General features: G+C 48.0%; 13 protein-coding genes. 4 read left to right on the top strand and 9 right to left on the bottom strand.

Annotation, left to right across the window (positions count from 1 at the left end):
• Positions 1-21 precede the first annotated feature (21 nt).
• From asrC to hcp, 4 genes are all read right to left on the bottom strand, one after another.
• Entirely contained in the window at positions 22-996 is a 975-nt protein-coding gene (gene asrC / locus MAMMFC1_RS06905) for a sulfite reductase subunit C (RefSeq protein ID WP_126307638.1), read from the bottom strand.
• Positions 997-1012: 16 nt separating this feature from the next.
• Positions 1013-1807, bottom strand: a complete 795-nt coding sequence (asrB, locus tag MAMMFC1_RS06900; protein WP_126307636.1) for an anaerobic sulfite reductase subunit AsrB — start codon at positions 1805-1807, stop codon at positions 1013-1015.
• Positions 1804-2790, bottom strand: a complete 987-nt coding sequence (asrA, locus tag MAMMFC1_RS06895; RefSeq protein ID WP_126310487.1) for an anaerobic sulfite reductase subunit AsrA — start codon at positions 2788-2790, stop codon at positions 1804-1806. Before asrA ends, asrB begins: the two co-directional genes overlap by 4 nt.
• Positions 2791-2949: 159 nt before the next feature.
• Positions 2950-4524, bottom strand: coding sequence for a hydroxylamine reductase (gene hcp / locus MAMMFC1_RS06890; protein ID WP_126307634.1), 1575 nt, complete (start codon positions 4522-4524; stop codon positions 2950-2952).
• A gap of 638 nt (positions 4525-5162) precedes the next feature.
• On the opposite strand from hcp, the gene MAMMFC1_RS06885 reads away from it, so the two are divergent.
• The 3 genes from MAMMFC1_RS06885 to MAMMFC1_RS06875 all read left to right on the top strand — a co-directional run bounded on the left by MAMMFC1_RS06885 (position 5163) and on the right by MAMMFC1_RS06875 (position 7272).
• Entirely contained in the window at positions 5163-5735 is a 573-nt protein-coding gene (locus MAMMFC1_RS06885; protein ID WP_126307632.1) for a hypothetical protein, read from the top strand.
• 129 nt (positions 5736-5864) lie between these two features.
• Positions 5865-6209: a hypothetical protein gene (locus MAMMFC1_RS06880; protein ID WP_126307631.1), complete on the top strand. Its 345-nt coding sequence runs from the start codon at positions 5865-5867 to the stop codon at positions 6207-6209.
• A 370-nt stretch (positions 6210-6579) separates the two neighbouring features.
• The gene (locus MAMMFC1_RS06875; RefSeq protein ID WP_126307629.1) at positions 6580-7272 is read left to right on the top strand and encodes a Crp/Fnr family transcriptional regulator; all 693 of its coding nucleotides are present in this window, start codon (positions 6580-6582) and stop codon (positions 7270-7272) included.
• Positions 7273-7279: 7 nt separating this feature from the next.
• Here MAMMFC1_RS06875 and MAMMFC1_RS06870 read toward each other — a convergent pair whose 3' ends face one another.
• From MAMMFC1_RS06870 to MAMMFC1_RS06850, 5 genes are all read right to left on the bottom strand, one after another.
• Complete coding sequence (locus MAMMFC1_RS06870) at positions 7280-8218, bottom strand: dipeptidase (RefSeq protein WP_126307627.1); 939 nt, start codon at positions 8216-8218, stop codon at positions 7280-7282.
• A gap of 61 nt (positions 8219-8279) precedes the next feature.
• Complete coding sequence (locus MAMMFC1_RS06865; RefSeq protein ID WP_232035718.1) at positions 8280-8621, bottom strand: PAS domain-containing protein; 342 nt, start codon at positions 8619-8621, stop codon at positions 8280-8282.
• A 40-nt stretch (positions 8622-8661) separates the two neighbouring features.
• Positions 8662-9903, bottom strand: coding sequence for an ATP-binding protein (locus MAMMFC1_RS06860; protein ID WP_158618676.1), 1242 nt, complete (start codon positions 9901-9903; stop codon positions 8662-8664).
• Positions 9904-9924: 21 nt separating this feature from the next.
• Positions 9925-10542: an NUDIX hydrolase gene (locus MAMMFC1_RS06855; RefSeq protein ID WP_126307622.1), complete on the bottom strand. Its 618-nt coding sequence runs from the start codon at positions 10540-10542 to the stop codon at positions 9925-9927.
• 211 nt (positions 10543-10753) lie between these two features.
• Positions 10754-11170, bottom strand: coding sequence for a hypothetical protein (locus tag MAMMFC1_RS06850; protein WP_126307620.1), 417 nt, complete (start codon positions 11168-11170; stop codon positions 10754-10756).
• 256 nt (positions 11171-11426) lie between these two features.
• On the opposite strand from MAMMFC1_RS06850, the gene MAMMFC1_RS06845 reads away from it, so the two are divergent.
• Complete coding sequence (locus MAMMFC1_RS06845) at positions 11427-13142, top strand: hypothetical protein (protein ID WP_126307618.1); 1716 nt, start codon at positions 11427-11429, stop codon at positions 13140-13142.
• The last annotated feature ends 16 nt before the right edge of the window (positions 13143-13158 follow it).

Here is a 13158-nt window from a genome sequence, read left to right as displayed (position 1 = left end):
TAGCCTGGGGAGCGTGAATATTCACCAGTTTACAGACTGGGCCACCTGGGCTTCGGGGTTTAGTACCACATCTTTCAGGACCCATTCTCTAAATACCTGATAACCTGTCCGGTCGACAATATAGCCTACATGCTCCTTGCCGCCGGGGGCATCCCTGTCAATAAACCGGTCAATATAACCATAGGTGTTCTTCAATATTTTGATGATACTCTCCTCATCCACCCATTTGATAAACGTCTGGGCGATGCGGGGATTTTTTTTGCCGGTCCGGCCCATAATGACAAGTTGGTACAGTTTTTTCCGGTCTCTGGTCCAGGCGCCGGTAGGGCACTTTAAGACACATTCGCCGCACCCCAGGCATTTTTCGTCATCTCTGGTTACTTTGAAGTTTTCGAACTTAAGGGCGCCGGCTGCCCGCTGTTTGCAGTTGGTTACACAGGCTTGGCAGCCGATGCAGCGGTAAGAGTCATATTGCGGCTCATTCATGCCGATAATGCCGAAATCGTGCATGCGGGACTTGATGCAGTCATTGGGACAACCGGTCAGCGCAATTTTAACATGATAATCGTTGGGAAACACCGCCTGCTCGATTCTTTGGGCCAAAGCGCTGGTATCGTAATTGGCAAAGGGGCACACCCGGCTGCCGATACAAGCGGCCACATTTCTGGTTCCTGCCGCCGGATAACCGGTGTTGGGACTTGCCTGGTTGATTCCCAGTCCTTCAATCACCGGCTGCAGCCTGGCATTGACCTCGGGTATTTTATCCATATCAATACCCGGAATTTCGAAACCCTGCCGGGTGGTGAAATGCACGGTGCCATTGCCGAAGGTTTCGGCTATATCTTTAATCACTGTCAGGTATTGGGCGTCAAGGTGTCCCCCCGGTACCCTGATTCTGGCCGCTGTTTTGTACCGCTCCTTGGTTACCCGGAATGCATTCTTCTTTAGCTGTTTGGTATTGATGTCCTTGTTGATGTCCTTGACAATTATGTTCATACTGCCACGCTCCCTCCTAATCAAACATCTTTTGGGCCTTGGCATAGTTGAATACCGGGCCTTCCAGGCAAATATACGTATCATCCATTTTGCAGTGGCCGCATTTGCCTACGCCGCAGCCCATCTTCCGCTCGTAAGACACCCATATGTTTTCTTCCCGAACTCCCCGGCGCAGGAATTCGTCCACGGTAAACTTCATCATCAGCGGCGGTCCGACCACAATCACCTGCACCCCGGCAATATTGCTGATATTCACGTCTTTCACACAGCCGGTAATAAGCCCGGTCCGGCCCCGGTATGCCGGATCGTCCGACCTGTCGACGGTGACGGTAACAGGAATCACCGACTGCCAACTTTTTAAATCTTCTTTAAACAAAATATCCCCGGGCGACTTAAACCCCGCCAGCAGTGTCAGCGACTTAACTTCCGACAGATGCCGGGAAAAATAATCGACAAGTCCCTTTACCGGCGCCAGCCCGGTGCCGCCGGCGGCAACGATTATTTCCTGTCCTCTAAATAAGTCAAGATCAAAACCATTGCCGTACGGTCCCCGCACAAACAGTGCATCTCCGGGCTTCATATTGTGAATGGTATTGGTGACAACGCCCACGCGGCGTATTGTCAGCCCCACGAAATTTTCCCCGATATGGCTTACGGAAATAGGAGCTTCGCCATATTTAGGGATGGAGACTTCAAAAAATTGTCCGGGCTTGACATCACCGGCATACTCCATGACAAAGGTATAGTCTGTCGCGGTATGCGGGATGATTTTGCAGATCCGGCTCCTCACCGGCATGTACACGTTGCTCATTTCCCCACCTCCTCTATATAAGCATTGAGCTTGTTTATACAGCCGGCAAGGGAGATATATTCGGGGCAGATATCATCGCAGCGGCCGCAGCCGACGCACATGTCATAGCCAAACCGCTTCCTGTAATCATGAAACTTATGCATAACCCTGAAGCGCATTCGATCCGCCTGGCTTTTCCGGCAAGAATGGCCGCCCGCCATATCGGTAAAGCCGTCTACCATGCAGGAAGCCCAGACCCTTCTTCTTTCCCCGGCGTTGGCATTATCTTTGTAGAAAATATCTTGCATGGAAAAACAAGTGCAGGTCGGACATACAAAACTGCACCGACCGCAGCCGCTGCACCGCGCCGAATATTCTTGCCATACTCCGGCAGCGGCAACCGAAGCCGGGAGACTTTCCGGCACGGATAGGGCAGTTTCGTTACAGGTTACAAACTGTGGTTCAAATGTAACCGGTTGGCCAGAAGAACAGCCAAACTCCTTATTATTTACCCCCACATATACGTATTCGCCTTCAGATCTCAGCACAAGGTCATAATCGGTGGTTTGATTGGTATTCATGCTTACGCAAAAGCAATTGGGAAAACTGGCGGTGCATTCAATGAGACAAAAACGGATTCTTTCCCGTACCGCCTTATAATACGGGTCTTCTGATCCATTTCTAAGGTATATTTCGTCCAGTCGCTTGATGGCGTGAATGTCACAGCTGCGTAAAAAGAGAAGTATCTTCTTATTCCCGGTCTTTGGCTCCAGCCAGTGATCTTCCGTAAAGTAAAACAGCGTTTGCGTTATGGGCAGCAATACCTCTCTGGCCGAGAAATGAGACTTTTGCCTAAACTCAATTTCCTCTACAGTACTAACTTCCTGATAACGTACCGAGTCAGTGTCGGTAAAGCTGCCTTTACCTTTTAGCACCACCGGCGCGAATAAGGAATATTCAGATTTTAGACGTTCGAAATAGTGGCCGCACTGTTCTGCGGTCATTAGGTATCCATCCATTGTCCGCTCATCCTTTCTACTTTATTGATATCGAATAATTCCAAACTGCAAATTTTATAGTTTAGGTTAATTATTCATTATTTGACATAAAAGGCGGTGAAAATCCTCACCGCCTTTTCCTTATCACTTAATTATTTTTTGTATTTAGCAGCGGCTGAGAATGGCTTGCATATCTTCGGCCGGCGTGCTAATGGGTTTCAGGTTGAACTTTTCCACTAAAATATTCAGCACATTGCCGGACAGGAAAGCCGGCAGGGACGGCCCGATATAGATGTTCTTTATACCGAGAGCAAGGAGGGTGAGCAGTATACAGACCGCCTTCTGCTCGTACCAGGAAAGGACCAAGGTCAAGGGCAGGTCATTCACGCCGCATTGGAAGGCGCCGGCCAGAGCCACGGCAACCTGGATTGCCGAGTAGGCATCATTGCACTGGCCCATATCCAGGATGCGGGGAATACCGCCGATATCGCCGGCGTTAAGGTCGTTGAACCGGTATTTGCCGCAGGCCAGGGTCAGAACAACCGTATCTTTAGGCGTCTTTTGAACGAACTCGGTGTAGTAGTTGCGCCCCGGCTTGGCTCCGTCGCAGCCGCCGACGAGGAAGAAATGCTTGATGGCCCCCGCTTTGACGGCGTCGATTACTTTATCGGCCACTCCCAATACGGCATTGCGGCCAAAGCCGGTCATCAGCCCGGCGCCGCCGTTGATGCCGGTGAACTGCTTGTCTTCCTTCCAGCCACCCAGTTCCAATGCTTTATTGATGACCGGGGTAAAATCCTTGCTGCCATTTTCCCCCGGAATGTGTTTGAGCTCAGGATAGCCCACAACCGCGGTTGTGAACACCCGGTCGGCATAGGACGGTTTGGGCGGCATAAGACAATTGGTGGTGTACAGGATGGGCGCGGGAAGGTTGTCAAATTCTTTTTGCTGATTTTGCCAGGCAGTACCGAAGTTGCCTTTAAGATGGGGGTATTTTTTCAGTTCGGGGTAGGCGTGAGCCGGCAGCATTTCACCATGAGTGTAAATATTGATCCCTTTATCTTTTGTTTGCTCCAGGAGTTGTTTCAAATCATGCAGATCATGGCCGGTGATGACAATGAACGGACCCTTTTCCACCAGGGTGGAAACCTCGGTGGGTACAGGGTGCCCGTAGGCCGATGTGTTTGCTTCATCCAGCAGGGCCATACATTTCAGGTTGATATGACCAAACTCCATCAATAAGTTGAGCCATTCTTCCGCTGTATGCTCTTCACCAATGGCGCGCATTCCCTTATAGAACCAGGCGGTAAGCTCATCATCCCGCTTGCCCAGCACATAGGCGTGCCAGGCGTAGGCGGCCATGCCGCGCAGACCCAGCAGCAAGGTGGAGCGGAGTGATACGATATCCTCTTCCCCGCCGGTGAACAGGGTGCCGGCGGGAAAATCCTGCGCACCAGGATCTAATTTGGCTTTTTCCGCCGCAACCAGCCGGATGAATTCGTCAATGCGGCTGCTGTCAAAGTTGACGTTGGTTACAGTGGTAAACAGCCCCTGCATCATAAGTTCGTCGGCCGTCTTGCCGGGTGTTTTGCCGGCTGCCGCCCGGGCAAGGCCGATCAAGGCGCCGGTAAGTTCGTCCTGTTTATTGGCGACCTCCGGCTTTTTCCCACAGACTCCTCCTTTGGTGCAGCCTTTACCGCCTGCGGTTTGTTCACATTGAAAACAAAACATGTCTGACATTTTTTCTCCTCCTCAATTTCATTTTTCAATTCCTCAATTTGTCGCAGTTGTGGATAAGATTATATTTCCATTGGTACTGATGGTAACAACACGCCAGGGAATGAATTTGTTTGCTTCATTGTCTTGATTGTCTTCATTGTAATATAATAACCATAATAAATCGGTAGCCATGGCTACTAAAAGCAGTTCCGCTAAACTTAAAAATCTAATGTCATGTATTTTACTTTAACATTCGGAATGACTTTAAGTTCCTCCTCAAGCTTAGAAACGACTGAGCTGTCGGCGCACAGCTGAAGTAAAATGAGGCCGCTGTTAGAACAGGTGCTTCGGGAGCTGCCTGAGTGGTAAAGTCAAATCTAGTAACCTGTAACACAATCGTAACATTGGTGTGATAAGCTAACCCTAGTAGATCTATAGCAAGGTAAATGACTATGTAGGAAACGGTCGATATGTCGATATAGCCAAAGAAAGCTATATGACATGAAGCCAAAGCGATTCTAAGGATTTTTTAATAATGAACTGCGATAATATCGTTGAAAAACAATTTTTAAGCGGGAAAAAGTAACTTAAAGCCTTTTCTAATATACTCCAAATAATAAGGAAAATCGAAAATAACGGTGAGGAAGGAAGGTTTTTAAATGAATCAGATTGGTAATACTCTCCCGAGCGGAAATACTACGGGTTCCTTGTATGTTTTTTCAACTCAGGCAAAAAAGCCGCAAGAAGATGACGCCCAGTTACAACAGACAAATTCAGCAACCGGTTCGATCAATACTATTACGTCAGCAGAGGGAACCGTCGCCGCTCAATCTGTTCCCTCTGCAGGAACCACTATTTCCCCGGCTTACTCGGTTGACATCAGTGAGGAAGGTTTGAATGCACTCAACGCTTCAAAATCTGGTAACGAGTCGCCAACAGGCAAGCAGTCTGCCAGTTCATCTGACAACGCAACCTCATCTGTAAATGCTGCTTCGCAAACATCAGGTTCATCTGCTTCCGGTGCAACCACAAGCAATGTCGAAAGCACCGCAGATGCTGATTCTGCATCTGCTGCAACTAATCTGTCACAATACACCGACTATCAACTAAAAAGCATGCTGAACAAGGGCCAAATCACGCAGAATGAATACAATACTGAAATTGCAAAGCGAGAAGCAAAAACGCAAGATGAAACCGCTAACGCTATTAGTACGGCAAATACCGTAGCTTAATGTTGATACCGTAAAATAGCTTCTTTCACTTTAAGCTGCGAAGAGACCCGAAAAAGGCTTATCCCGCGCTTACGTAAGTATAAAAATAATAAAAAATATCAATACACCAAGTTGAAAGGAAGTGTCCCCTTGAAAAAATTAATGGCTCTGTTGACTATCGTTTTCGCCATTACCATTTTCCCCTTGGCGGCTTTGGCTGATGACCATCATGGCGACCGTGACCGCAATCAACAGCATCCCAATCAAGCAGTACAACAGGATGACCGGCGAGCGCAGCACGAAAAGCAATGGCGAGACCACGAGAAGGAATGGAAAGAGCATGACCGCGAATGGAAAGAACATCGCCAGGATAGAGATTGGCGGGAAGAACATGCGAAAATGTGGCCCGACTGGTATAAATGGCATAAAAATGATGAAAACGAATTCCATCTTCGGCTTTCCGGCGACGCATTCGAAATAGAAATTTTTGACTAGACACGTATAAACCACTTATCGGCGCAAAGGAATATCAACCGGCATTTGCTTTTTGAAAAAGAGCCTATGAATCCTTATAAATTAAGGGTTCATAGGCTCTTTCCATTTCCATCCTTTTAAGTTGAAATCGTTAGTTTTTAATAAGCAAAACGGCAACCTCAAAAACCTGATGTTTTCTAACCATGTCCGGGGAAACATATACCATCTTTTCCCACAATCCTTGAAGTCTGCTACACAAGACTTCAAGGATTGTGTTTTTTATGTTGGTCACATTAACGTAACTTGTTTTTGTTAAATTCATTGTAATATAATGAAAATGAAAATAAAAAATTGATAGCCATGGCTACCAAAAATGAGGTTGTGTTAAGTTTTGACTATCCATTATGATGTTCTCCTGCATTCACCGCTGTTTGCCGGCATTAACGCCGATTCACTGGCGGCTGTGATCAACTGCCTGCAGCCGAAGGTATCTGCCTATCCCAGGAACAGCTACGTGGCTGTTGAGGGTGAGTCTTTTACCGGCCTGGGCATTCTTCTGGCCGGCAAGGCGACTGTAATAAAGGAAAATGCGGCCGGCAGCCGGATTGTAATGACAATGATGGGCGCAGGCGATATGTTCGGGGAGATAATTACATTTTCCTCCACCCAGATTTGGCCCATGTCAGTTAATGCCCAGACCGAATGTGAAGTGATGTTTTTGCCGTCGGTAAAAATTATGGGGACCTGTGCCAATATATGCGGCAGCCACAAGCAGCTTATCACCAACATGTTGAAGATAGTGTCCGAGCAGGCAGTTATGTTGAATCGCAAAGTGGAATACCTCGCCATTAAGGGGATGCGGGAAAAAATAAGCACCTATCTGCTGGAACAGCACAAGTTAACGGCAAGAAACACTTTTATCATGACGTTAAACCGCAATGATTTAGCCGATTTTCTCAATGTATCCCGCACGGCCCTCTCCCGTGAAATGGGCCGCATGCGCGACGAAGGCATGATTGAATTCTATCGCTCATCTGTAAAAATCAAGGATCTCGAAGGGCTGAAAAAGGTAATAGAATCATAATAGCTGCCTATTTCATTACCGCCCGTATCAACCGGGCGGCATTCTGCCACAGGATCTTGTCTATGTCCTCATCAGTAAACCCGCTTGCCTTTAACCCGTCAATTAATTTGTATATTTCACCCATATGAGCGATTTCCAGTTCCTGACTGATGCCGTCGAAATCAGAACCCAGGGCAATTACTTCCCGGCCGCCGATGTTCCGGATATGGCGGATGTGAGCCACCATGTCCGCCACTTTACTTTGCGGCCCATTACCGAGGAAGGATCGTTCAAAATTGATGCCCATAATGCCGCCCTTGTCCGCCAGCGTTCGAATCATGTCGTCGGTCAGATTGCGCGTGTGGCCGGCCATGGCGCGGGCATTGGAATGAGAAGCGGTAAAAGGCTGAGTCGACAGGCGGGCCACATCATAGAAACCTTGATCAGAGAGGTGGGAAACATCGATAATCATCCCCAGCCGGTTCAATTCCCCCACCATGTCTATGCCGAAAGAAGTTAGCCCTTTATCCTGCCCGGCGGCGTCACAGTGAGGAAAACCAATGCAATTGGGATAATTCCAGGTTAAAGTCACCAGCCTGACTCCCAAACGGTACAGAATTCTTAAGTTGGCCAAATTGCCTTTGACCACTCCGCCTTCTTCAATGGTAAGGAAAGCTGAGATTTTACCCGTTTGCCGGTTGTATTCCAGGTCTTCCCAGTTGCCGGCAAAAGCAATGGCATCGGCGTTAGCGGCTATTTCCTGATGGAACCGGTCAATAAGCGTTAACGCATATTCCAAAGAATCTCCGTCCTGCTTAATATCAACAAACATGGCGAAAAACTGAGCAAGGGAACCGGCTTTTTGCAGTTTTTCGATATCCACATTCAGATTGTTACGCCGAAGTCCTGCTCCGTCTTGCAATTTATTCAGTCTGCGAATGGTGTCACAATGCAAATCAATGATCAAGAAATCGCCTCCTTCTTGGGATTACCGCCTGCCTCGACCCGGTCCAATCTCCGCACGCATACTATCCCCGCACATAATGCGGTAGCCCGGCAGGAATTTCCAGACCAAGTTCCACAAAACCCATATACTCGCCGTCCTGATACCAGGGAGCCTGGTAAATGAGCTTTTTCACCCCGTCTTTTTCAATAGTGTAGCTGTTTACCTTCCGTTCATCCATCATCGTCCGGAGGATCTGCCGGGACCGTTCGGTGTGGCAATCAAAGAGGCTGGCGCCCACAAGTTCTGAACCGCCGTATTTTGCAAATGTCTTACATGCCGTATCATTCATATATATTATAATACCGTTTTTGTCGCAAACTACTGCCGAACCTTGAAATTCTTTTACCCAGTCGATGTTTGTCACTTTCACATTCCTCCCCAAAAATCATCTACTGCAAAATGATCTACTGCCGGCATCCCAGCAGATGCTGGACAAATTGGCGGGCAACCCTGCCGGACCGGCCGGAATGACGCATTTCCCACTTGATAGCCTCACTCCTGAGTTCCGCCGGTGATAAGCCGATATTGTTCCTTTGCGCAATGCCGGCGACAATTTGCAGATATTCATCCTGGCTGGGCGCCGTATATATGAGGGTGATGCCAAAACGGTCGGCCAGCGATATTTTTTCCTGGATGGTGTCGCCGCGATGTTTGTCATCCGACTTTTCCCCGCTGTCGCTCCAGTTTTCCCGGATGATATGCCGTCTGTTGGAAGTGGCGTAGATCAGCACGTTTTCCGGCTTAGTCCCGACTCCCCCCTCAATGACAGACTTCAAGTACTTAAACTCCGCTTCATTTTCCTCAAACGAAAGATCGTCCAGAAACAAAATATATTTTTTGCCGCGACCCGGAAGCAAATCCATGATTTTGTTAAGATGCCTCAATTCATATTTCGGTACTTCAATCAGTCTAAGGCCATTCATGTAATACTCATTTACCAAAGCCTTTACGGAAGAAGACTTGCCGGTACCCCTGTCCCCCACCAGGAGAACATTGTTGGCCGGCCTGCCGTCCAGAAAAGCTTGGGTATTGCCAATGAGAAGGGATTTTTGGTATTCATAGCCGACAATATCCGCCAGCCTGATGGGATCAGGATTTTGAACGCCCTGTAACCCAGCATCGCTGTCCCAGCGGAAGAAAGCCACATTGGCCGCTTTACCGCAGCCGTGCTGGACATAGTGGGCAATTAGCCGCCTTACCGCTTCATCCGGCGAAAAAGCGTTTGAAGCAAAAAAATAGGCTGCCAATTCCCCCAGCGCCTTGTGATTCTGGGGTGAAGTAGGCTGATATTGCCGCAGCATATCCAGGCCCGGCAGATGATTCAGGGCATTGTCGAAGAATCGCTTCAAAATGGCGATATCCTGCCGGGCAGTGGCAAAAAGACTGTCGCCCATTTGTCCGTTGGTTTTTTCGGCCATAGCGCTGAATATATTCTCATCCACAGAGATTAGATAGAGAAGATAAGATTTTACCACATCGCCGGCTAAGCCCAGTTGTTCCGCCTGCCGGATAAAATCATACACCACTGCCGGCCGCACATCTTCACTGCTTTCACCTGACAAGAATAGCAGGAGTTTCTTTACAACCGGATTAGCCAGGAGGTTGCGATAAATAATTAACTGGTTGAGTTCCGTTATTGCCGTCATCATTGATTCTCCTTAAGTAACTTAGTCAAAAACAGGAGCCTTTTCTTCATCATTTACCAATTCATACAGTATCGAAATCTGCTCGGCGGTAATTCTATGGGCAGAGAGCTGGGGCAGCCGGCTTACCGGAAAGAAGCCGACTTCAGTTGTCTCCGATCCCGGCGTCATGTCGCCGCCGGCAATCTCACACTGCATGAATATTTTATAGGTATGATAGGGAGACGGCGGATGGGCGTGGAACTTCTTGTCCATTACCGCCAGCAAGCGGATGGGACTGACACTGAGTCCGGCCTCTTCCCTCACTTCTTTTACCACAACTTCTTTCGGACTTAAACCAATATCGGCCCAACCACCGGGCAGCGACCAGCAGCCGTCGATTTTCTCCCTTACCAGCAATATTGTGTCGTCTTTACAGATGACGGCGCGAATATCAACTTTCGGTGTCTGATACCCGGATTCATTGGCGAAAAGTTCCTTCACGGTTTCTACATATTTCCCGGAAATATTCGCCATCATTTTCACGCTGATTTCCCGTAATTCTTCATAGCGTTCCCTGTCGTACGTATTGGCGGAATACTCCAGTCCCGCCTGGGCAATGGCTTGAATCCGCTTACAGTATTCGATCCACGGGTGTTCCAATCCGGTAACCTCCTCTATAATTATCCGCTATATCCTGTCGATTCAACTTATTCTACGCCGGGAATGCCGGGAGTGTTTGTTGCGTGTATAATTATTACTATCGTAGATCATTTCTGGGATTTGTCAAGAGGGATAAAAAGACGAAAAAAATCACCACGCAAATTTGCCTGAAGTTTAGTGGTGATGCATTGCTTCAATTACCTATTACCTGTTACCTGTTGCCGCTGTCGGAATCGCCGCCGAAATTTTCTGTTTCCCCCGGGCCAGGATTGCCGGCATGGAATGTTTCGGTGCCGGCGCCCGGAACACTGCTTTGCTGGCTAACAGCAATCTGCCCGGCTAGTTTATCAAAATCAGACTCGCTTAAAATACCGTTGGCCGCCAAGGTACTTTTCAATTTTTCCGGCGTCAAGCCCCGCCATTCCTGGTACTGCTTCGGATCAAGCAAAAAATTGTTCAAAAGGTATCCGAGTATTTCGCCGCCCATCACATCGCTTGCATCTTCCATCAGTTCCGTACCCTCCCGGTAATCATTTGCGGTAACCGCCGTTTCCGGCTGTTCCCCGTTTTTCTTTAATATTATAACCACGATTACGCCAATAATAAGTACCAACAAAAGCCATATCATCCTGATCTCATCTCCTGCCATAATCCGCGCCTGTTATATTTTCTCCCGTTGTAAGCCATTATAAGTACAATTATACCGCGAAAGGTGACGTTTATGAATGGGATAACCATAAAAGCGCTGATAAACGTTGCTGCCTTTTAAACTTGCCAGCCTACTGGAGGAGTTTGGGGATAAATAGCGAAAGGCTTATCAGAATGCTCGGCAGCAGGAACCGGTCATACATGCCGAAGAAAGAAAGCGTATATGAGGTGGAAATATGGGATTAGTGACGGCGTTTATCCTATTTAACCTGGCATACTTCTATCTTGAAAGGCCCGTATTGGCATTTTGGTTTACAGATTGGTCCAATCCTTTGATGTTGTGGGGCTTATTCCTTATCTGGCTTGCTGTAACCGGCATTATAAAACATGGCCGCGGCGGTTTCGGCAATTCCATCCTGGACAAGTTAAGCGGCAAATTGGGCGGTAGGACACCGGAAAATACGAATACCATTAATATTACCGTGCAAAAAATTGTAAAAAAGTATAAGCGCATTGCCCTAATTGGTATTGCATTCATCATAATCAGCCTTCTCAATTCCCTGCTATTGCCCATGCTGGCAAGCAATCCGCTATTCTTCAATCAAGCCTATCGCAATTTGATTGGCAATGTACAGGAAAGCTCGTTTACCGCCGACGTCGAACCGATAAAATTATCACAAATCAGGATAATTGATCAGGAAACAGCGATCAAACTGGCTGATAAAAAAATTGGTGAAATCCCGGCGCTGGGCAGTGCAACCCGGTTGGGTGAAATGGACCTCCAAAAGGTTCAGGATAAGTTATTCTATGTTGCGCCGTTGGAACATCGCGGCTTCTTTCAGTGGCTGAGCAATTTCTCTCAGGGCAGCCGCGGTTATATCATGGTATCCGCGACTGATCCCCAGGATGTACGGCTTATCGAGAACGTAAAGGGACATGATATCTATCTTAAGTATCAGACCAACGCTTTTTTGTTTGACTACTTGCCGAGATATTTGTACTTTCACGGCTTTTTTAATATTGGGATGACCGACTATTCTTTCGAAATCGACGACGACCTGAACCCTTACTGGGTCGTTACCTTATATAAGAATACAATCGGCTACAATGGGCCGGACACTGTCGGCGCCGTACTGGTCAATGCCCAGACGGGAGCAATAAGCCAATATGGGATGAATGACGTTCCCGCCTGGGTTGACCGTATTCAGCCGGAAGGGTTTATTTATAAGCAAATCCGGGACTGGGGAGAATACATTAACGGATTCTGGAATGCCATCTTTGCCAAAACCGGCATCTTGAGACCGGCAGGAGACCATTTGAATCTGATATACGGCAATGACAACCGGACCTATTGGTATACCGGCATCACTTCCGCCGGCCGCGACGAAAGCACCGTCGGCTTTGTTTTGGTCGATTCCCGTAATAAGGAAGCCAAATGGTACAAACTGGCCGGCGCCACCGAAGACGCCGCCAAACGGTCGGCCGAAGGGCAAGTGCAGGAAAAAGGCTACCGCGCCGGTGATCCGGTACTGTACAATATCAATGGAACAGCGACATACATTGCCTCGCTAAAGGATAAGGAAGGCCTCTTAAAACTCGTTTCTTTCGTCTCCGTTGAAAACTATAATATCGTGGGGGTCGGACCGGATATCGAAAGTGCTTCGCGCGCCTATCAGCAAAACCTCATCGACAAGGGAAACCTCTACGTTCCCGGTAATGAAACCAAACAAGTTACTTTGCAGGGCAAAGTCACCCGCTTTTCCCCAGTGGTAAAGGGCGGCGAATCCTACTTTTACTTTACGATTGAGAATGATCCCCGTATATTCATCGGTACGGTAAATACGTCGCCGAAAATCCCCCTGGTTAAGTTGGGGGATACGGTGGAAGTTACCATAAATGATAGTAAGGAATCCCCGCTGGGCATTCTGCAATTTAATGCCTCAGGCTATTAGGTTTTGCTTCTATAAC

The sequence above is a fragment of the Methylomusa anaerophila genome (assembly GCF_003966895.1).
GTDB lineage: Bacteria > Bacillota > Negativicutes > Sporomusales > Sporomusaceae > Methylomusa > Methylomusa anaerophila.
This window is presented reverse-complemented; position numbering and strand designations above follow the sequence as displayed.